The following is a 21,222-nucleotide window of genomic DNA, read 5'->3' on the forward strand; positions in this document are numbered from 1 at the left end:
TGATAGACCTTTCAGCTTTAAAATCAAATAAATACTCCCCCCAAAAAGAATTATATTGGCAAAAAAAGTACTAATAACAATCTTTTTTGCATGTTCAGGGTCGTTAATATTATGTACTTTAATAATGGCGCAATACGTAAGGAAGATGATACTACTATAAGAAATGCATATCCCGGTTATAAATAGGACTTTTTTTATTAAATGGGCATGTTTTGAAATTGTTGTCATATACAATCGCTAAGGAGTTGCAAAAGAAACATTCCCTTACAACTAAACAGAAACACAACTATGCGGGAACACTACAATGTATTGTCAATAATTATACTTAAATTTAAAGAAACATAAAAACAAATTTTACATTAGTTACATTGGAACTTTTTATGAAATATAGTTGTTTTATAAAGCAACATTACTCTCCTTTTCTCAAGGGCAAGCTGGTTTTTGTTTTCCTCCTTTTCTACAAAAACCAGCTTGCTGATTTTTTGGGGGAATTTTATGTTGCAACGATAAGCACACAGAAACGCAGAAGGAATACAAGCTGGAAATCAAGGGAAGTATTTGTTGCTATGGGGGTATTGAGTAATAGTGGATTGTTACACGAAACGGCAGTCTGTTTTCATTGACGAAACAGTTTAAACATATGTATCAAGAAACGAACCAACTTGCCTGCTAAAGGATATCTTTTCTAAGGGAATGGGTTTGTAATTCTCTGCTATCTGAAGGTTTTTACCGTCATTGTTCACCTTTTTCATTCCATCAATTTTTTGCGCCGCCACCGTATTTCCCTTTTGTGTTTTCTCTAAGTTGTTTGTTTTTATATTATTAAGTATTTTTTTTATGTTTTCTGCGCGGGTATTTACTTCATTGCCTTTGTAAGGTGCCTGCGTTTCTGGTTTTGGCGTTGGTTTTGTTTTTGTTTGAGAAGACAATCTTTGTATTTGTTTTAGCAGTTCTGACGTCGATGAGTTCACATTATTTATCATATTTTTACTTTCCCAAAAACCACCTAATCCCATATACAATTTCTAAAGTTGCATAGCATACGAGCTATTTTCATGCCTAAAGACGATAGTTATATATTTTCGTCATGAAAGAAACAAAAGAAAGAGGAAAACGCTATTGTTTTTTTACCCGACATCTTTCTCCGAATAGATGATGTATTTCTATGTGATTTAAATAGTTATAATTAGCGATTGTCTTCGGGAAAGTATGTTTCTTTGAAAAGAATGCGGATTATTTTAATGTGGATACGCTGTTAATAAAATTTTTTGTATGTGGCTTTTCTAAAGCACAGGATTTATTCACCGTTTAAAAAAAAACGATTATTGGTGATGCCGTTGTGAAATTGGTCACAAAAACCAAAGAATAATTTGGGAAACATACATTTGGAGAATTGCATTTCCCATCATTTATGCTATAATTATTTTATAAAGTATTACATATTAATTTTTAATAAAGAGAAAATAAGGGGGCGAAAGGATTCGACCGGATTGTACGATATATAGGTTGCGTATTGAGGTTGTCAGGCGGCCTCATTAAAAACCTGGCAAAACAATTAAATGCCGAAGAACCAATGGCAATGGCTGCTTAATTGACAGCCACGTTTCATCCGTTTTACCTGCGAAATTGATGAAACGAAGAATAGCAGGTTAGTTTAGACCTTTTGCACCGCGGGGTCTTAAATGAACTAGTAGTTGTGCTAGCTTTTAAAAACCTTGTCTGTTAGGGTTTTAACGGCGAAATTAAAAAACAGACTATATACGTAGAAGCCTATATTGAAACATCTAGGGACGCGGGTTCAATTCCCGCCGCCTCCACCAATTAAGCTATTGTAATTAAATACTTAATGATTTTAACCTGTCAAAAATAACACCCCCAATGTGTCCATGGAAAGCCATTAATTTGTTTTTAATGGCTTTTTTTGGTAATAGTTCACCTACCCTCTGATTTGTATTTACTTCCCCGTCTCTGCACAATTAAAAACAATCAAGCGGTAGAAATTTGTATTCCTTTTCCTTTATTTATCGACCTGCGCATAAAATGAAGAAAAGATCTATAAGAATAGTCACTCTAATATTAATCCTTACCATAATTGGGATATTGACCGCGATAAGGTTGGATCTTTTGAAATTAAGGAAACCGGATATCAACGAATCTACAGAGCCTGTTAAAATAACAGTTAGGGCACAACGCATAGAGCCTTCATATTTGGCTGATAAAATAAAGGTCTCAGGTACTGTTATCCCGAATGAGGAAGTGTTGTTAACAAGCGAAATAGCCGGGAAAATTACCGGTATTTATTTTAAAGAAGGTGGTGCCGTTAGAAAAGGCGATTTGCTGGTAAAGATTAACAATGAGGACATGCAGGCACAACTCAGAAAAACAATCCATCAGAAAAAACTTGCCGTACAAACAGAACAGCGTAAACGTGAACTCTTAAAAACCGGAATTATCAGTCAGGAAGAGTACGACAGCACATTAACTGAAGCAAATTCATTAAAAGCAGAAGTAGACCTTATTAAAGCCCATATCAATAAAACCGAAATAAAGGCGCCATTTGATGGCATAGTTGGTTTACGCTATGTAAGCGAAGGGGCATATCTCTCTACCGGCGCCAGGATTGCTGAATTGATCAGTATTACGCCGGTTAAGATCGACTTTGCCGTTCCGGGAAAGTACGGAAACATGATAAAAAACGGCGCTACCATAACCTTCACGGCAGAAGGAAATGATCACAGGTACAATGCAGAAGTCTATGCAGTGGAATCAAAGATTGACCCGCAGACACGCACACTCCGCTTACGGGCAATATATCCCAATTCTAAAGGCGAAATCTTACCGGGGGCATTTGCCCACATCGAATTAACGCTCAGAGAGTTTAAGAACGCCATTCAAATCCCTACGGAGGCGCTTATCCCGGAAATCGGAAAGCAGAAGGTTTATATTTATAAAAATGGCAAGGCCGAATCCGCTTATGTTAAAACAGGCCTCAGGACGGAAGGTAAGATACAGGTACTCCAAGGCCTCCAACCGGGTGACATACTGATTACCTCAGGAATCCTGAAAATCGGACACGGTGTTTCCGTGGAATTACAAGAGATAAATTAAAGGATTTCCCCTGTGAGTCTTTCATCTGTCAGTATAAAACGTCCGGTACTTACCATTGTCATGTCCATCGTTGTCGTTTTATTTGGGATTATCGGATATCATTACCTTGGAATCCGTGAATATCCAAATGTTGATAAACCGGTAATTACCGTAAGCACTACGTATGTCGGAGCTAATTCGAATGTCATAGAATCGCAGATTAGCGACCCGCTAGAGGAATCAATTAACGGAATTGCGGGAATTCAATCACTCACTTCCGTCAGCCGTGATGGGCGAAGTACTATTATCGTAGAATTTGGCCTGGATACCGACCTTGAAGCCGCTACAAACGATGTAAGAGACCGGGTATCCAGGGCAATCGGCAAACTGCCACCGGATGCAGACCCACCTGTAGTTTCCAAAGCAGATGCAGATTCAGATCCCATTATTTTTCTCAACATTACAAGCGACAAGCGTTCTCTTCCCGAACTCACGGAAATTGCGGAAAAAACCTTTAAAGAGCGTCTGCAAACTATATCCGGTGTAAGCGAAATAAGAATTTGGGGAGAAAAAAAATACGCTATGCGTTTATGGCTGGACGCTGCGCGGTTAGCTGCGTATCAGTTAACTCCCCTTGATATAAGAGACGCATTTCTGCGGGAAAATATCGAATTGCCTTCCGGCAGTATTGAAGGGAGCGCCACAGAATTAACGGTAAGGGCCCTCGGACGGCTGAAAACACCTCAGGAATTTAATAACCTTATTATCAGGGAAGAGAGGGGCAGAGTCGTGAGATTCCGTGATGTCGGGCATGCTGAGCTTGGCCCTGAAAATCTGCGTACCGTTTTAAAAAGGGACGGCATCCCAATGGTGGGGAACGCTATCGTTCCCCAGCCAGGCTCCAATCACATTGAAATTGCCGATGAGTTTTACAGGCGGATAAAACAAATAAAGAAAGACTTGCCGGATGATATTACACTGGGTATTGGTTTTGATACTACGAAATACGTCCGGGAATCCATCACCGAAGTACAACAAACCATTTTCATTGCCTTTTGTCTTGTCATATGCATTATCTTTTTTTTCCTGAGGGATTGGCGTACCACAATTATTCCGGTACTTGTCATCCCTATTTCATTAATCGGTTCCTTTTTTATTATGTACCTTGCCGGCTTTTCTATAAATGTGTTGAGTCTTCTGGGTATCGTACTGGCTATCGGTCTTGTTGTGGATGATGCAATTGTCGTGCTGGAAAATATTTACACCAAAATTGAGAAGGGAATGGCTCCGGCAGAGGCGGGAATCAAAGGTTCATCGGAAATATTTTTTGCTGTTATTGTGACCACAATCACCCTTGCGGCGGTTTTTCTCCCTGTTATCTTTCTCAAGGGTATTACCGGAAGGCTATTTCGTGAGTTTGGCGTTGTAATCACAGGGGCAGTAATTATATCTTCTTTTGTCGCATTAACCCTTACCCCGATGCTTTCCACAAAAATCCTCAAGAGACGTAAATCCCATAACTGGTTCTACCAGCAGACGGAACCCTTTTTTATTGGTTTGACGAATGCTTATCGTAATTCATTAGAAGCATTTATGAAAAAACGTTCGCTTGCTTTTGCAGTAATGATACTGTCTATAGGATTAATTTTTGGAATTGGGGTGAGGATTCCTTCGGAGCTGGCTCCACTGGAAGACAGAAGTGGCTTAAGACTACAGTCAACAGCTTCGGAAGGGGCTTCCTATGAGTATATGGACGCATACATGGATGAGCTTATTGGATTAATCCAAAAAGAAATTCCCGAGGCAGAAGGAATAATTACCGTTACTTCTCCGGACTTCGGTGCATCGAGTTCCGTTAATTCAGGTTCCGTACGCCTGAGATTGAAAAATCCTGGTGAAAGGAAAAGGACGCAGCAGGAAATTGCCGAACACCTTGGAAGGAAGCTTAAACATTTACCATCAGCAAGGACATATATTTCCCAGGAGCAGACTATTGGCGACCGCAGAAGCCGTTTACCGGTTGAGTATATTATCCAGGCGGCAAACATAGAAAGACTAAAGGATGTTCTTCCCAATTTTCTTGCACATGCATATAAAAGCCCCGTCTTTCAATTCGTAGATGTAAACCTGAAATTCAACAAACCGGAACTAAATGTACACATCAACCGCGAGAAAGCAAGAAATCTGCAGGTATCGGCAATGGACGTTGTTCAAACACTGCAGCTTGCACTAAGCGGAAACAGATTCGGATATTTTCTTATGAACGGCAAACAATATCAGGTAATTGGTCAGTTAAAAAGAGAAGATAGAAGCGAACCTTTGGACTTAAAATCCCTCTTTGTAAGAAATCAAAAGGGTGATATGGTACAACTTGACAATTTGATTTCTTTATATGAGGAGAGTACCCCGCCGCAACTTTATCGTTATAATCGTTATCTTTCTGCAACCATTTCTGCCAGTTTGACAAAAGGGAAAACAATCAGAGACGGCATTGCTGAAATGGATGCTATTTCGGATAATGTACTTGATGAAACCTTCAGTACCTCGCTCTCAGGCCCTTCAAAGGATTATGTTGAAAGCTCTTCAAGTATGTCCTTTGCATTTTTTCTTGCCCTGGTGCTGGTTTATCTTGTTCTGGCTGCCCAATTTGAGAGTTTCAGGGACCCTCTTATTATTATGTTTACCGTTCCGCTGGCAGTGGCAGGGGCGGTAGTCAGCCTCTGGTATTTCAAAGAAACACTGAACATCTTCAGCCAGATTGGTATCATTATGCTTGTTGGACTTGTAGCAAAAAACGGTATCCTTATTGTAGAATTTGCCAACCAGAAGAAATCCATGGGATTAAACCGTATTCAGGCAGTTCAGGAGGCAGCAGTATTGAGATTCAGGCCTGTTTTAATGACAAGTTTATCCACTATTTTAGGGGCGCTGCCTATTGCGCTGGCGTTTGGCGCAGGGTCGGAAAGCCGTACTTCAATGGGAATTGCTGTAATCGGCGGACTTTCCTTTTCCACAATTTTAACACTCTATATTGTTCCTGCCATGTATTCATACTTTTCAGAAACAAAGAAGGTTTAAACAAGCGGCGCAACAGATTTTATATTTATTTTCAAGGACAGCCTCCTCCCTTGTCCTGTCTGACGGTTCGCGTTCGTTCTTTTTTGTCTTCTGTGTCCATAGTATTAGTTTGATGGTGTTTCTGTGTAGTTAAGAATTACTTGTTCAATTTCATCCTTGTCTTTTTTATTGTCCGACATAATCAATAATTTGTCGCCCTGTACTATGGTAGTTGTCCCGCTTGGTGTAATATATTTGTCACTACGGTTAATCAATACAATAAGTGATGTTTTCGGAAATTTGAGTTGAAAAATTTGTCTGCCGATTGCGTTTGAATTCTCTTTTATTTCTACTTCAAAAAGTTCATTTTTAAAATTGTCCGATAGTTCCAGTTCCAGCGGATAACGGGTTTTGAATTTTACAGGTTTAAATAAATAAAGCCACTTTGCAACAATCGGAATGGTTGTTCCTTGTAGCATTACAGAGGACAGCACGATAAAAAAAACAATATTGAATATCATTTCTGATTTTTCAACACCTTGAATGAGTGGATAAGTGGCAAATACAATAGGAACTGCACCTCTTAACCCAACCCACGAGATAAGCAGGCGTTCCCTGTTTCTCATTTTAAAAAATAAAAGGCAAAGAAATACTGCAAGTGGTCTTGCTACAAACATCAGAAAAAGAGCAATGACACTTCCTGTTCCAATGAAAGGCAACATTTGTTTTGGAAACACAAGCAAACCAAGAGCAAGGAACATCACAATTTGCATCATCCATGCCTGCCCGTCATAAAACCGTATAATGCTTTTTTTGTGAATAAAATTTTCATTGCCAAGAATAATTGCTGAGAGGTAAACGGCAAGAAAACCATTGCCATTGAAAAAAGTAGTAATGCCATAAGTAAAAAATATGAGAGCAAGCGTCAGGACGGGATAAAGCCCGTCATGGTCAAGATTTATCTTATTAAGCATCCATATCATTGCCTTACCCAATAAGTAACCCGCAATTGCGCCAATAATCATTTGCTGAAAGAACATTGGAATTAATAACACAAAAGAGGTGCCTTTATGCACGAGCAAAGATGTAATACCAATAGTCAGGAAATATGCCATCGGATCGTTGCTACCCGATTCCAATTCCAGCAATGGTCTTAAATTTCCTTTTAGCCCTATGCTTTTTGAACGAAGAATAGAGAATACCGCAGCAGCATCAGTTGACGATACAATTGCACCGATTAAAAGTCCTTCTGTAAGTGTAAAGCCAGAAATATAGGAAATGAAAAATCCTAAAGAAACTGCTGTGAGCAATACTCCCAAAGTTGATAGAGTAACACCCTGCCACAAAACAGGTTTTACACTTTCCCATTTTGTTTCAAGTCCGCCCGAAAACAAAATAAAAGTCAGGGCAATAGCACCCAGTGATTGTGCAAGATTGGGGTTGTCAAAGTGGATACCGCCAATTCCGTCCGAACCTGCAAGCATACCCACTGCAAGAAAAATAATAAGCGCAGGAACGCCAAGTTTTCCTGTTGTCTTGCTGGCAAGAATACTTAACAATAATAATATTGAACCAATTAAAAGTAGGTTTTCTGTCGTAAGTGTCATTTCAAGGCAGTCCCATTTTTTACTCGTCAGTGTCCACTAAGCACGATCGTTTTGAAATGAAGCACAACTTGTTATATGCGTCATAAAAATACTCATATCCCATCTCCCATCATTCTTTAGGACTATATGCGTAACTGCTGTTGCTTATTATCTAATTGATTTTGTAACCATTAATCGTAATATATTAAACGACCAAAACACGACTCGTTCCCAAACCTTGTGCTGAACATAGTGAAGTATCAGTTTGGGAACGCCGGCCTGTCGGCAGACAGGCAATTACGCGGGAAACTCTGTTTCCGGCGAGGATAAGAAACAAGACATACTGATTTTATTTTGAGAAACCAAGGTTTATGTAACACTTTAGTTATTTGAAAAAGTAGGGGCGAACGTCGAGATTATTGGAATTTTTCAAATAACTAAAGTGTTACGAGTTTCTCGAACAAATCGATATTAGACTACACAGGTTGGCGCCTGAAAGCAGGATTGTTTTATCTGGGGAAAGGGTTTTTGATCTCGTTTCAGGAGCGGAAGCAATGGCAGAATTGGCAATGGAGCTTGGAGTCGAAGATGAATCGCTGATTTTGCAATCCGAATCAAAAGATACGCATGATGAGGCAAAATTTGTAAAACCCATTGTGGAGAATGACCATTTTATTTTAGTTACATCGGCAAATCACATGGCGCGCGCAATGGGAATGTTAAAAAAATCAGGGAGGAGTCCTATACCTGCTCCTGCGGGACACGCACTATTTTGAAATCACAAACAACCGCGCCCGGTGATTTTTTCCCCAGTTCACATGGTTTTGATAAGGCAGAACAAGTATTTTACGAGTACCTTGGGATACTTTGGACTTTGCTGCGGGGCAGATATAAATGCAACCCGCAGCCTTTCTCTGAATTTTCAGGCCAGTTCTTAAAAAAAGGGTTTCCTGATCTACAAGCGAAACCCTTCCCGTTTTTTTACTCTAAAGACCACGCTTCAACGGCTCCACCATCTTTTTCAAAGCCCTTGAGATACCTGAAATATTCTCCGTCCGTATTGAGAATAAGCCGTGTCTGTGCGCTTATTGTGGTTTTATATGTTTCCAGTGTTTTGAGAAAGGAATACAATTCCGGGGCTTTTGTATATGCTTCCGCGTAAATCTTAATGGCCTCTGCATCAGCTTGTCCCCTGGTTTCCTCTGCCGTACGATATCCTTCCGATTCGATTCTTTCCAGTTCCTTCCTCATCGTGCCTAAAATTTCAGCCTCTTCCCTTCTCCCTTCTGATTCATATTTATTTGCGATGCGGATACGTTCCGAGCGCATACGGTCATAAATCTTTGGGATTACTGCCGCCACGTAATTAATGTATTTTATTCGCACATCCACCAATTCAATCCCATACCGGTCTTCGAGCGAGCGTCGTGCCATGGCAAGGATTTCTGCTGTAATTTCATCGCGGCCTTTTTTAATAATTACTTTTTTTGTCTCTTCCGCTACTTCAAGCTCCTTTGTAGTATATTCCAGTTTACGATTGGAGTTTCTGAGAACCTCTTTTAACGGATAGGCGCTCACAACGTTTTTTACCGCCGACTCGATAACCTCATCAAGCAATCCCTGTCCACGAGCTTCTATGCCCAGTGAGGTATAAAAACTGAGAGGGTCTACAATTTTCCATCGCGCCCAGGAAGCTACGCCTATATTTTCCTTATCCCTTGTGAGAATATCACTAATTTCACCCGTCCAGTTCAGTATGCGTTTATTAAAATATCTGACGTCCTGAATAAATGGGGTTTTTACATGAAGTCCGTGCTCCTTTACCGTTCGCACGGGTTTTCCAAACTGAGTGATTACTGCCTGCAATCGTTCATCAACAACATACATGGAACTTTTCAGGAATATTGCAATGATGCCTATTGCGATTAATATGATGATAACGTTCCTTTTCATTTCTTAATTCCCTCCTCATTGAGGCCAAGGATAGGTAATAATCCTTTTAAATCTTTATCGATAATATACAATTTTTCGCATTTTGGCAGCACATCCGCCATCGTCTCAAGGAAGAGCCTCCGCCTTGTTACATCTTCCGCCTTTTTGTATTCTTCATATACCGCAAGAAATGCCTTTACGTCCCCTGTTGCTCTGTTTATCCTTCTTACATAATATCCTTCAGCCTCCCTGATTGCCTGCTCTTTTTTCCCTTCAGCCGCGGGCAGTAGTTTATTTTTTTGCCCTTCCGCCTCATTGATGATTTTATCTTTGTTTTGTATTGCCTGGTTTACCGCATTAAAGGCGTCCTTGACGGCAATAGGAGGATCAACTCCTTTGAGCAAAACCGATTGAATACTGATGCCGCATTTATACTCATCCAGGCCATTTTGTATATTTTCTTTGGCCATTTGCTCTATTTCAATCCTGCCAATGGTTAAAACCTCATCGATGGAAAGGTCTCCCACCAGGGTTCTCATTACCGATTGCGAAATACCACGGATTGTTTCACGAACATCCCTTACATTGAAAAAATACTCTTCTAAGGCTTTAATTTTGTAACGAATAACCCAATTCACTTCCGCACAGTTAAGATCTGCGGTAAGCATAAGTTTTTCCTCTTGCGCCTCAGGGAACTCATAGTCAATAATACTCGTATTGCCGCGTTGTCTTGTTCTGAAGCCAAATTCCTCGTTATAGATTGTTTTCACCTCTCCTTTTAGTATTTTATCAATGCCGTAAGGAATTTTGGTATGCAATCCTGGTCCAACCGTTTCTTTATATTTTCCGAACCGTAAAATTACCGCTTCTTCATTCGCCTTTACCGTGTAAAATGCCGAATACCCGCTAATGATAATGAAGAGCAGCATAATGATGGGTGGGAGAAACTTTTTTAATGGCTGCAAGGATATTTGTTCGAAGTTTATATCCGGCTGTTTTCTGCGCGGTCCATAATCAGGCATGTATGACCTCCTTTTCTCTAATCACTCAATTGGCAGCACGGTGTTGTGCATTGCCGTATCAATACGTTGTGTTGTTGACATTGATTATTTTTACAAAATCTTTATAATCTCATCTTTCTTAAAAACAGGCATTTTGTAACCCTTCCCCTTCTCAGCAGCTTTAATCACCCGCTTTTTGGGTAAATTTTTCCAATCACAGTACATACTATCCACTTTCCCCCATGTTATCAACAACTTCTTTTGTATCTCCGGGGGGTGACAACGCTATCAACAACACTCCGGAAGCGATAAGGCCAAGTAAATGAACAGTAAACATTATGCAGATGAACTTTGTTTCCTTATAACAGGGTATAGCTTCTCCGTAAACAAACGCTCCCGAACAGGAAACGGTGGCAATATCCATTTATTCCTGCGGGCAAACCTCATTCTGTAGGATCGTGCATGGCATGAATTTCGGAGGTTTTATTGGCGAGCAATGCGTCTTTTACCACGCTCAATTCAGGCTTTCTGATAAATACCCGCATCTTCCTGATAAAAGCAGCTCCAAATTCCTTTTCAACGACAGCGGCTATTTCTCTCGCAATAATTGGCGCCATTGCCTTCGCAGCAAACAAGGCAGCTAACATTACCTTCGCAATTCGAGGGGCAAATAAGCCGCCAAACCAGCAAATACAAGGGGTCATCTCGAAAGGTCGGCACTACAGCCCGTTTTGAGAATTCATCCCTTGAAAATCAAGGGCTACAGGGCAAAATATGCCAAAAAATAATCATTGACTTCGTCAATAGAGTAAGGCATACTTTGACTAGCTCATCTACCATGCGTAGAAGCAGTAACGGGGTCGTCAGAAATGGCGTCCCCAGTTTTTTTATACGCCTCGTATTCCTTCTGCAATTTCCTTTTCGTATGTTCTTTTGTCACTGGATAAGCGGTCCACAGTAAAAAATATTCCTTTCGCTTTCGCAAAACAACCAAATATTCCTTTTCTTTCAGCCACATGCAAATATTCGTTTCTACCCCTGAGTTAGAATGTCTTGTGTTTTCCCAGAGCAATATGACTGATTTTTCTCCATTTTCAATAACAGGCCTTGGCCACCGAATTCTTTCACATCTTCTCAAATCGGGAATACGGTCATCTTCCTTTTTGGTTTGATACGCCTCCTGAATCAAATGCCAAAAATTCGATTCCTTGCCATGGTGCATCGGTAACCTTTTAACACCAACATCCTTATTTTTGTATTTTGGCTTAGTGTCTATAAAATCAGCCTTATAAAAGTTATAAAGAACCTCTAAATATGCATCCCAACTATTGTAGCTTTCAAAAAGCACTAATTCCGGCAACCAATTAAAACCATTCGGCATTCTCATCACCTTCCTTTGGACGCCAGAAAAACAGATTCACTTTTTCCTCTTTTAAAAGAGTCGTCGAAGACAAGCTATAACCGGAACGATCACGAATTAAAGAAACCAACTCCAATTTAGCCCGGCTTGTTTTTAATGCCCGATTAGCGTACCCAACAGCTCCGATTAAAAGATCTGCTAATTGCAACAACTCAATTTCATGGGAATGAACGGACTGCACATTTTCGATAATCTCTTTTGAAAAATCATACTTACTATTGCACAGTACATCATGTAATTTCTTTATTTTTTCGCCGCTTCGGGTATCTTTTTTATCCAAATATATTCTGTAACGGGAATGTGGTTCGAAAATAACATTCAAAAGACAGAAAAACATCTTATAGTACCAGACGTCATGATCCTGATTTCTAAATTTAGAATGATCAAGCTTGTCCTTATCCTTAATTACAACCGCCCGAAAATGCAAATGTGGCTCGTTAAAAAAGAAATTCAGCATTTCTTTGTAAAATTCAACCTTTGCAGGTGAAACTTTTGTCCATTTTATTTCAAAATCTTTGGGTAACCCGTGCTTCTCTTTTATCCCCCGAATACGAGAAAACATATCCTTTTTCACTTCAGCAGGACACCAAATTGCCCCAAGAGTCATAACCTTTTCGTGGTCATTCTCCAGATGACAGCTTTCGTCGCAATAAACGTTATATGATTTATTATCAGTTAACATTTTACTGCCCCCCTTACATCTATTTTCCCGGTCACCGCCGCTGTGATAAGCGATGAACGGTATTCGCGAAGTTTCGCGATTGCGGATTCGATTTTTTGAATTAGACCATCGATTTCTGATATCTTTCTTTCAAGAAAATCTACTATGACTTTTTGTTCCTCTTTTGTAGGAACAAAAACATTGAAACAACCAAAGTCAGCAAAATTTAAGCCTTCTAATGACGGCACAGAAATTCTTATTTTTGCCATTTCATTATTCATTAGTTTTGGATTAATATCCAACCTAACATAGCATCGTGTTCCACAGTTCAGGATGTAAGGCAAATATTTCATATAAATCATTCTATTTTTTCCCGCATCGGAAGATGAATAATAAAATTATTGCAAGGGTGGTACAGGCATCCTGCCTGTATTCCGCACAGGCAAGATGCCTGTGCCACCCATCTATTGATACCTGGATTGTATATTAAATTTTAGTAATCAGTAGAGACACGCCATGGCGTGTCTCTACGTTCCCTGTCTGCATACGTTTCCAAAGGTAGCCAGACCGTCCCGGTCTGGGCGAGTCGCCTGCCTGCGTGCCGGGACGTATAGGCTGGCAGCTTGTGTATTAAATATCACAAGCAGGATGCTTGTGTTACATTGTGCAGATAGTTACAAAGAACCGGGAATGCACCCATTAACGGAGGAAGCGCAGGAATATGTTTTAACGCTTTTGCAAGCCGGTATAACTATCCCATCATCAGGGTTTATTAACAAATATCGTATTCCTGAACGAGCCGTTAAAGAAGCGATTACTAACGCGGTAATTCACAGGGATTACTTTATTAAGCGTGATATTGAAATTAATATTTACGAAGACACACTTGAGTTTTGAAAAATCCGTCCATGCGTTAACCACATGCTTCAGCATGGTGAATAGTTGAAGTAGTATAGAGGCACGTTGCAACGTGCCCCCCTACACTTTTGCCCTCATTCCCAAGTAGCGGCAAGGCATGCCTTGCCGCTACTTGGGAACAAGCATTTTTAATGGTCGATAACTTCAATAATTTCCTCTGGTTTCTGAATTACTCTACGCGCACCACTCCTTTTAAGTTCGTCTTCAGGACGGAACCCCCACAGAACACCTACTGGAAGCATACCTGCAGCAATGGCCGTTTCCATATCAATGGGCGTATCGCCAACATAAATAATTTCCGATGGAGAAACGGCCAGGTATTCTGCAATTTCTTTTGCGCCTGCAGGATCGGGTTTTTTAGGAACATCATCGCGCTGGCCTATTATCCGGTCAAATTTCCAGTTTGGCAAAAATGCTGCTACGCATTTTTTTGTAAAGTAATCGGGCTTATTTGACAGGACCGCCATTTTTAAGCCGCGCAATGTGATCAAGTCCAGCATCTCGGCAATCCCTTCGTATGGTTTTGTTTTTATATTCCAGCTTTTCCGATATTCTTCACGAAATTCCCCTACGCAAGAGTTTATTATGTCCTCATTTTTTATTTCGTCCGGCAATGCGCGTGTGATAAGCGCAACAACTCCCTCCCCAACAAAATACCGATACTCTTCCATTTCGTGCGTTGGAAAATTATTTTTCTTTAATACACGGTTCGCGGCATTGCATAAATCTTCCAGAGAGTCTATCAGTGTGCCGTCCAGATCAAAAATAATTGCTTTAAAAGACATATTTTGCACCTCATAATATTGCCGTTTAATCATCAAACAAACCCATCATGGCGAAAGACACGATTAACAGAGTTGTGCTAAACAGACTTCGCACAACAAAAATAAATGAAGCATTCTGCCCGCGCATCAACCCTGGCAGAGTATGCTTACATGTGCTACTTTTGATACCATTTTCCGTTTTGGTCCTGTAGCCAGTCGCCCTTTAGCGCTTTTTTTGCAATCTGCAATGCCCTGCGACTGCCTACCTGCCCGATGCTTGCGCCTTCCTTTTTTGCTATAATAGCATACACCTTTTTTCTGTCCTCATTTTCCGCATTAACAACCTCTTCGTTTTCACGGTTCGTCGCCACATACTGTAAATATCCTGTGTTGTTTTCACCAATAATTCCCTTCGATTTTAACTCTACTATGAGAGGAAGGCGTTTTTCCATCTGCACCTTTATTGTCTGTATATCATCGGCAAAGATTGCTGTAGTGGCAGAACAAATTCCACTCAATAAAATAAGTAAAAATATTGCAAAAAAATTTGACTTCATTTATTTTTCTCCTTATGACAAAAATCTCTTAATCAATAGAAAACTACTGGCCAGGGTTTGGCGTCTCCACTGCTTTAGAATCACCGACTTCCCCGCCTAGTGTTTTTGCGGCTTCATCAAGGTTACCAAAAAAATTATCCAGCTCCCTATCTATTCGAATATTCACATCAATGGTGATTTGCATTGGTTTGACTTCAAGTTCTACCTTATGTTCCGTTTTACAACCATGCAAAACGAGAAAAAAAACTATGCATAAAATGACACTATTTTGTTTCATCAATCCTCCCCCTTAACATTAATTCCTTATGGATGCCTTTGAATAAAAGCAAGAATACCCTATCACAATAATTATCTTAGCGCAGCATTTGGGCGCAACTAAATTCGAAATACTAAACAAATTCTAATTACAAAAAACCCAATATTCCGTAACACTTTAGTTTTTCGAAAAATTCCAATATTAGCGTAATAGCGCTGTTTTCTGCACGATGTAAGGACGACGGATGATGGACGACAGACTGCGAACATCCTTCGTCTCTCGTCTCTCGTCTCTCATGCTTCGTCTCTCGCTCTTACGTTTTTCAAAAAACTAAAGTGTTACTAAATCTTTGTATGTTACTGATATTGTAATAATTCCCCCAAGCCTGCGCTATAGTGTAATAATTCATCAATGGGTAATGTAAAGTTAAAATTAAAAAGTATTTTCTGGAAGCGAGCCTTTGGTTCTCCTTTTGCTTTCACCAGCCCTGATTTTTTTGTGTAGGCAAACGGCAGTAAATTAACAGGCGCTCCCTCCATCTGTAAATAAACGTGGAGGTTTTCTCCCTTGCTCAATAACGAAAGTTTTGCCCAATCATAGTGGAAATCCTTAAGGGCTTCCATTGCAACGTCCGTTTGTATGCCCTTTTGTATGCCCGCAGCGCCAGGGATAAGCGTTTCTGTGTTAAAACGAATAATGCCGCCCTCCCCGGGCGTGGAATAAAGGAAACCATCGGTGATTTTTATCTTTCCGTTTTTATAACTGATGGGCAAACGACCATTTACAGAGCCTTCACCTTCAGCGGATGCGAGGTGAAACTGTTTTAAAACAGTCGCCAGTCTCAGCCGGTCGCAGTAACAGATAATATCGAATCCATCATTGCCTGGTTTTAAGCGCAGGCCATGCGTATAGACATTTCCCCCGCACCAGAGAAAACTACTTTTTTTAAGGAAAAGGGAAGAAGGGGATTCTATTTGAAACGACGCCACTCCTTCATGTATTTCTATATCTCCCCATGTAAAACGCTGAAATTTCAGCATTTGTCCAGGATCGCTGCGGAGGTTTAACAGGTCGCTCATGGCAAGTTGAAGTTCCACTCCTTCTATTGCCATCTTTTTTTGAGGGCTATCTATTTTCGTATTGCGAAGTAACACCATGCCCGTGCTTGTTCCCCTGGTTCCATCAAAGCTCCAATTACCACGGATGTCGGCAAGGCCATTAAAAAATATCCCGCTCAATTGCGATGCAACAGAAGATAATTCAAATTGCAGTGTCTTTTCCGGTTCTGCAGAGTTGAAATCGACCCTGGAAATAAATATATTCTCGTCATTCAGACCCGCCATGCCCGTAAAATTTACATTAAAACCGGGGAACAGCACGCCCTTAAACAATCCTGTAAAATAAAGGTTTGCGCCGTTTTGATAGGGCGTTGCGACAATTGACCCAATGTTTATGCCGCCATAGTTTATATCATCGATGGCAACATAGCGGTCATTCGTATCTTCCGCAATATTGTCGTTATCTTCGGAAGCTGGGAATGGCCATTGAATGGGGATCTTAGCCTGTATCTTCCTTGCATGAAAATCGTTAGAAGCATATTCAGCATCAGTTATTTGCACAAATGCATGGAGAAAAGGACTCTCCGTGGAGTTTAGCAATCCGCTGCCCTGCAATGAGACAAGGGGAATCAGTATATGCATATTATCCCCCCGATACTGCACATGAGTAAGGCTTGCATCAAATTGCAGAGAACCGCTGGCATTCAGACCTTCTCCCTGTACGGAAAGCTTTTGGGGGGAAATACTCATTGTTTCGGTTCCCCGGGAAAAAGTCAAAGGGTGCGATGTTCCAGCAGAGTTTAGTGAAAAACGCCACTGCTTTCCCTGGGTTTCTCCCTTAAAAAAAATTGGCAGCTCTGCTGGCTGGTCTAATTTTAGGCCAATATGGGGATCGTTGTTCATCAATTCTTTCTTTAAAAACACCTTCACGCTCCCTTCGGCATTCAGTGCGTCTCCATCCATATTCACCGAAAGGTGACTATCAGGATTCATTGATACTTCAAAGGGGAGGAGCGACATAACCCGAAACCGGTTAAAATGCATTTGAACGATATTTTTTGTTCTTGTGATGGTTATTATTAACGGAACGTCTTTCGAAGCATTCTGAAATTGTATGTCATTATACTCCATATCCATATCGGTAAGATCGAGCCGCAATGCAAAATCAGAGGTGGCAAAATCATACATTGCACTGCCATTTATCATGGATTTTATCCTTAATCCATGGAAGATATTCGCATGTTGCAGGTCTAATCTGTACTGTATTGCGTAGCCGGTAGGTTGTTCTTCCTTATTCTCAAAGACGGGATATATCCGCATACTGAAAGGGATATAAAAATCTTCAACGCCTGATTTCAAAAGAACTGCGGCATGCCGTATTTCAAGTTCTCCAATGTTAATGGGAATTTTTTGGGAAACCTTTTGTTGTTCCCGTCCGGTATTTGAGGAATTTCTGGAGAGTTTGCCGAAATCTATTCCGGGAATACCCATTTTGCCATCTTTAAACTCCGCCCGTATCTCCACGCCGCTGATTATTATTTTTTTAATGTGCCTTTTTGCCAGCCCCATTAAAGAATAATCAACGCGGATAGAATCAAGGGAAACGGAGGGATTTTCCGGGTTACCCAATCTAACCGAAGTTACATCCAAACCAGTAAAGCCAAATTTTCTGATTTTACCGGTTGATTGAACGAATCCTGCTTTGTTAAAAAGAAGAGGGAGAATTTTCTTTTCTAAAATTACCGGAATTGAGAAATAGACGCCGCACAGAAGAAAAAAAATTATGCCGCTAATAAAGAATGAACGAGTTGCAATATTCTTAATGTAAGACATAAAGAATTAATATCCTAAGCTGGCATAGCCAGAACCCAACAAGCACGAGATAAAAAATATGAAGCACGAAATACGAAACAAATTCCAAATTCACCCCGTTAGATAACATTCAATAGTACATTTACTATTGTTGGATAATTCTGCATCTAACGGAGTAAAATTTTCAAATGTTCAAAACCCTGGTTTTTCATTGGGATTTTGTATTTTGAAATTTGTTTCGGATTTCGTATTTAGCATTTCGGATTTTACCATTAGAGGTGGGTGAACTATTGCGTTTTTTGGAATTTCATATTTTCGGGTTTGGTAATAGTGCTCGTATATGTGTTTTATGATAGAGACAACCCACCTGTCAGGGGCATGAGGCATGAGAATGTAAGAATTGTATAAGCAGCTGGTAGTGCAATTCCAAAGTAATAAAAAGTAAAGGTATTAAAAACAACCCTCATTACTATGTTATTATTTTGGCATCGATATGCTAGCGAAGCATTTTTTTACCTACTCGGCGTTTAAAATATATCATAAGCTCTCTCATTAAAAGCCATTTGTCTTCCAATGCCCACAGGTAAAAAGGAAGGATACAGCCACACCGCAGACAGTCTGCTTGCGGTCCAATCATACAAGGTTTTTTAATCTGGCCCTGATGGTCAAAACAAAACGATACTTTTTTGAAAATGCAATTCCGTGTCACTTCCTTACATTTGTCGGATTTCATAAGCTTAAGCACATGCACTGGCACTCCTATAAAATCACCATACTTTTCCTCTTTTAATCGAAGCAATGTATCTACTATTTCATCCCGAAGTTTCCAGCCAGGCCAAAAATCATTGTTCGCCAACCCTTTTACCGGCGTATGTATTTGAAACAAACAACCCCGAACGCCAATATCTTTCCACTCCTCAATAAAATATTCAATTTCACGGTAATTCATTTTATTAATTACCATTGAAACGATAATCTTTAAATCGTTTCTCACCGCATTTTTTCTTATTATGTCATAACAACCATTTCCACGGATGGCGTCATGTGTCTCCTTTTTACCGTCAACCGATATATAAAAATTCACATCCGGCCAATTGGGAAGTTCCAGTGTTCCGTTTGTGACAATCAGATTTGACCGGAAATACTTCATGCAGCGCTCTAGCAAATCTTTCCGAAGCAAAGGTTCACCGCCAATCCATGAACATTGATAAAAGGGGAAACCTGTTTCTTTCAATCCCTCCAGTTTTTCAATCCACTCACCGTCACTCAACTCCGGTTTTTCTGCGTAATCATGCGTATAAAAATAACAGTGTTTGCAACGCAAGTTACAACGGTTGGTAATATCAATCGCACCTATTGCCCCTTTTGGTTTGCCATAGAGGTCGAAGGTGGCCAGATCATATAATTTAAATAAAGTTTTTGTTTGCTGCGAACCAATGCGACGGCAGGAAAAATCGAAAAGTTTATCTCTAAAGGTATGCTTTGGGCATGTCTTTATTTCTTCTACTTCCTTGATCATTTTATATCAGAAAAATCTATTTTATATGTTTTTTCCCATCCCTTCGTCTTTACAATAATCGCGGTTTTTGCATCCGTATCTACCTTGTCATACCTAAAGACCCCTATCACGCTTTGCTTATCCTCCTTGTGCATTCTCCCAAACTCGGTTTTTTGCGGTAAGATGTTGTTTAAACCTTGTTTTAATGTAATCTGCACGTCCCCTGGAGTTTGAATGCCTTTTTCTGAAACAAGTACAATTACTTTAAAAAAATCCGCAGATTGTATTTCATTTATAACATCCGCAGTCGTTTCCTTCTCTTTTACCGCATTCATGGCAGAAACAATGGCAAACTCAATGTATTTACTCATAACCAATCCGCCATCTAATTCAGGATATTTTCCAAAACAAGCATTTTTTACCATAGTGCTTTTAAAAAGATCCATACCTTTATGCTTCTTCCCGAAACTAATGGCCGCTGCAATATGTTCTTCGTTCATTTCAGCTTCAAAGGCATTTACGATACCGGGAGAGACAAGTATCGCCGTAAAAATGGCGGTAAAAAAACTTCTCGTAATGAACATTGCGAAACTCTCCCCACAACTGCTTCAAGGTAAAGGTTATCAATGGAAATGGACTAATCGTCACACAAAATAAATTCTTTGCCTGTAATTATGCCGATCTTTTTCCCGAGGTTTTTCATTTCTTTGAAGCCTCCCCTGACGGATGTTTCGCCAAGTTCATCCACCAACATGGTTTTTCCGTTGTTAAGATGCAATAAAACTGCGTATGTCAAATAGCTGTCTGTTATTGACTCTTTCTCATTTTTTACTAATTCTATTTTTTTAATTTGCGTAAAGGGAAACACTTCCACATGGTCAAAAAGGAGCGTCCGCCTAATCTGCCTGGTCACCTGCTCCGTTTTGCCGTCAATGATAATTGTTTTAAAAAGAGAACTTAAAACAATCTTATCCGTAGATTTTTTTGTAGCTTTCATGGCGCCTTTTGCAGTCTTTTTCATGCTTGCTGTTTTTGGTTTTTTTTTGTTTATTGGCATTGATTTGTTCCCCTTTTCAATGCAAATGCATTAAAATTACACATCATTATCGAATTTTATTTAGTTACGCAGACGGGAATATATCACATGTGATTCACATAGTCAAAAGTATTATTTGCATTGCCTTTGTCCCATCTGCTTATTATAAGAGTGTTTAATAAAAATTTCACCGGGCAAGATACTATAGCCGCAATGAAAAATCAACTTAAAATATCTTGCTTCTATTAGTACCTTACCAGTAATTTCTTCGCAAAAGAATAAAGGCAAATGAGTAACAATTTGAGAATTGAACATTGAATATTTTTCTTGCTGCGTAACATGAGTTGTACGGTTTTGAAAATTAATATTCAATGTTCAATTCTCAGTGTAAAAGAATAAAGGCAACTGCCAAAGGCAGCCGATTTATTGTTTTTCCCCTTGCGCTTTAAAAGCTAATCCTTCTTCAAGCGTAATTTTTTAAGCCGAGAGAGGTAAGGTAGGTTGAAATGCCCGAATTTACTGGTTAAGATGGTGATATGTAAAAATTCCAATAACCAGAAAAAGGGGCATTTCAGATGA

Annotated in this window: 21 protein-coding genes and 1 other RNA gene; 6 read left to right on the forward strand and 16 right to left on the reverse strand. The window is 39.8% G+C overall.

What is annotated here, in order from left to right:
• Positions 1–380: 380 nt before the first annotated feature.
• On the forward strand, positions 381–623 hold the full coding sequence (locus ABJL82_RS02705; RefSeq protein ID WP_347273158.1) for a hypothetical protein: 243 nt from the start codon (positions 381–383) through the stop codon (positions 621–623).
• 9 nt (positions 624–632) lie between these two features.
• Here ABJL82_RS02705 and ABJL82_RS02710 read toward each other — a convergent pair whose 3' ends face one another.
• A complete protein-coding gene (locus ABJL82_RS02710) occupies positions 633–983 on the reverse strand; it encodes a hypothetical protein (RefSeq protein WP_347273159.1) in 351 nt (116 codons plus the stop codon).
• 484 nt (positions 984–1,467) lie between these two features.
• Between ABJL82_RS02710 and ssrA the strand changes: the two genes are divergently transcribed.
• The 3 genes from ssrA (at position 1,468) to ABJL82_RS02725 (ending at position 6,165) form a co-directional block, all read left to right on the forward strand.
• Positions 1,468–1,820: a transfer-messenger RNA gene (gene ssrA, locus ABJL82_RS02715) on the forward strand.
• 220 nt (positions 1,821–2,040) lie between these two features.
• Positions 2,041–3,108 (forward strand): efflux RND transporter periplasmic adaptor subunit, encoded by a 1,068-nt coding sequence (locus ABJL82_RS02720; protein ID WP_347273160.1) that lies wholly within the window; start codon positions 2,041–2,043, stop codon positions 3,106–3,108.
• Positions 3,109–3,120: 12 nt separating this feature from the next.
• Complete coding sequence (locus tag ABJL82_RS02725; protein ID WP_347273161.1) at positions 3,121–6,165, forward strand: efflux RND transporter permease subunit; 3,045 nt, start codon at positions 3,121–3,123, stop codon at positions 6,163–6,165.
• A 104-nt stretch (positions 6,166–6,269) separates the two neighbouring features.
• Here ABJL82_RS02725 and ABJL82_RS02730 read toward each other — a convergent pair whose 3' ends face one another.
• A complete protein-coding gene (locus tag ABJL82_RS02730; protein WP_347273162.1) occupies positions 6,270–7,751 on the reverse strand; it encodes a potassium/proton antiporter in 1,482 nt (493 codons plus the stop codon).
• A gap of 464 nt (positions 7,752–8,215) precedes the next feature.
• Between ABJL82_RS02730 and ABJL82_RS02735 the strand changes: the two genes are divergently transcribed.
• Complete coding sequence (locus tag ABJL82_RS02735) at positions 8,216–8,506, forward strand: ElyC/SanA/YdcF family protein (protein WP_347273163.1); 291 nt, start codon at positions 8,216–8,218, stop codon at positions 8,504–8,506.
• 205 nt (positions 8,507–8,711) lie between these two features.
• On the opposite strand, the gene hflC is transcribed toward ABJL82_RS02735, so the two are convergent.
• The 7 genes from hflC to ABJL82_RS02770 form a co-directional block, all read right to left on the reverse strand.
• Entirely contained in the window at positions 8,712–9,683 is a 972-nt protein-coding gene (gene hflC, locus ABJL82_RS02740; protein WP_347273164.1) for a protease modulator HflC, read from the reverse strand.
• Positions 9,680–10,684: an FtsH protease activity modulator HflK gene (gene hflK / locus ABJL82_RS02745; protein ID WP_347273166.1), complete on the reverse strand. Its 1,005-nt coding sequence runs from the start codon at positions 10,682–10,684 to the stop codon at positions 9,680–9,682. Before hflK ends, hflC begins: the two co-directional genes overlap by 4 nt.
• A 205-nt stretch (positions 10,685–10,889) precedes the next feature.
• Positions 10,890–11,087, reverse strand: coding sequence for a hypothetical protein (locus tag ABJL82_RS02750; protein ID WP_347273167.1), 198 nt, complete (start codon positions 11,085–11,087; stop codon positions 10,890–10,892).
• A gap of 19 nt (positions 11,088–11,106) precedes the next feature.
• A complete protein-coding gene (locus tag ABJL82_RS02755; RefSeq protein ID WP_347273168.1) occupies positions 11,107–11,310 on the reverse strand; it encodes a hypothetical protein in 204 nt (67 codons plus the stop codon).
• 182 nt (positions 11,311–11,492) lie between these two features.
• On the reverse strand, positions 11,493–12,044 hold the full coding sequence (locus tag ABJL82_RS02760; protein ID WP_347273169.1) for a hypothetical protein: 552 nt from the start codon (positions 12,042–12,044) through the stop codon (positions 11,493–11,495).
• A complete protein-coding gene (locus ABJL82_RS02765) occupies positions 12,028–12,765 on the reverse strand; it encodes a DUF3800 domain-containing protein (RefSeq protein WP_347273170.1) in 738 nt (245 codons plus the stop codon). The genes ABJL82_RS02760 and ABJL82_RS02765 overlap by 17 nt, the downstream gene beginning before the upstream one ends.
• Positions 12,759–13,106: a hypothetical protein gene (locus ABJL82_RS02770; protein ID WP_347273172.1), complete on the reverse strand. Its 348-nt coding sequence runs from the start codon at positions 13,104–13,106 to the stop codon at positions 12,759–12,761. The genes ABJL82_RS02765 and ABJL82_RS02770 overlap by 7 nt, the downstream gene beginning before the upstream one ends.
• 154 nt (positions 13,107–13,260) lie before the next feature.
• On the opposite strand from ABJL82_RS02770, the gene ABJL82_RS02775 reads away from it, so the two are divergent.
• Positions 13,261–13,641 (forward strand): hypothetical protein, encoded by a 381-nt coding sequence (locus tag ABJL82_RS02775; RefSeq protein ID WP_347273174.1) that lies wholly within the window; start codon positions 13,261–13,263, stop codon positions 13,639–13,641.
• Between the two features lie 149 nt (positions 13,642–13,790).
• On the opposite strand, the gene ABJL82_RS02780 is transcribed toward ABJL82_RS02775, so the two are convergent.
• The 7 genes from ABJL82_RS02780 to ABJL82_RS02810 all read right to left on the reverse strand — a co-directional run bounded on the left by ABJL82_RS02780 (position 13,791) and on the right by ABJL82_RS02810 (position 20,664).
• On the reverse strand, positions 13,791–14,480 hold the full coding sequence (locus tag ABJL82_RS02780; protein WP_347273175.1) for an HAD family hydrolase: 690 nt from the start codon (positions 14,478–14,480) through the stop codon (positions 13,791–13,793).
• 122 nt (positions 14,481–14,602) lie between these two features.
• Positions 14,603–14,983, reverse strand: a complete 381-nt coding sequence (locus tag ABJL82_RS02785; RefSeq protein WP_347273176.1) for a YdbL family protein — start codon at positions 14,981–14,983, stop codon at positions 14,603–14,605.
• A 43-nt stretch (positions 14,984–15,026) separates the two neighbouring features.
• Positions 15,027–15,260, reverse strand: coding sequence for a hypothetical protein (locus tag ABJL82_RS02790; RefSeq protein WP_347273177.1), 234 nt, complete (start codon positions 15,258–15,260; stop codon positions 15,027–15,029).
• Positions 15,261–15,595: 335 nt separating this feature from the next.
• Positions 15,596–18,130 (reverse strand): YdbH domain-containing protein, encoded by a 2,535-nt coding sequence (locus tag ABJL82_RS02795; protein WP_347273179.1) that lies wholly within the window; start codon positions 18,128–18,130, stop codon positions 15,596–15,598.
• A 475-nt stretch (positions 18,131–18,605) separates the two neighbouring features.
• Complete coding sequence (locus ABJL82_RS02800) at positions 18,606–19,628, reverse strand: radical SAM protein (protein ID WP_347273180.1); 1,023 nt, start codon at positions 19,626–19,628, stop codon at positions 18,606–18,608.
• Positions 19,625–20,191, reverse strand: coding sequence for a hypothetical protein (locus ABJL82_RS02805; RefSeq protein WP_347273181.1), 567 nt, complete (start codon positions 20,189–20,191; stop codon positions 19,625–19,627). The genes ABJL82_RS02800 and ABJL82_RS02805 overlap by 4 nt, the downstream gene beginning before the upstream one ends.
• A 53-nt stretch (positions 20,192–20,244) precedes the next feature.
• Complete coding sequence (locus tag ABJL82_RS02810) at positions 20,245–20,664, reverse strand: hypothetical protein (RefSeq protein ID WP_347273182.1); 420 nt, start codon at positions 20,662–20,664, stop codon at positions 20,245–20,247.
• Positions 20,665–21,222: the final 558 nt, after the last annotated feature.

Source organism: Candidatus Kuenenia sp. (genome assembly GCF_039794105.1).
Lineage (GTDB): Bacteria > Planctomycetota > Brocadiia > Brocadiales > Brocadiaceae > Kuenenia.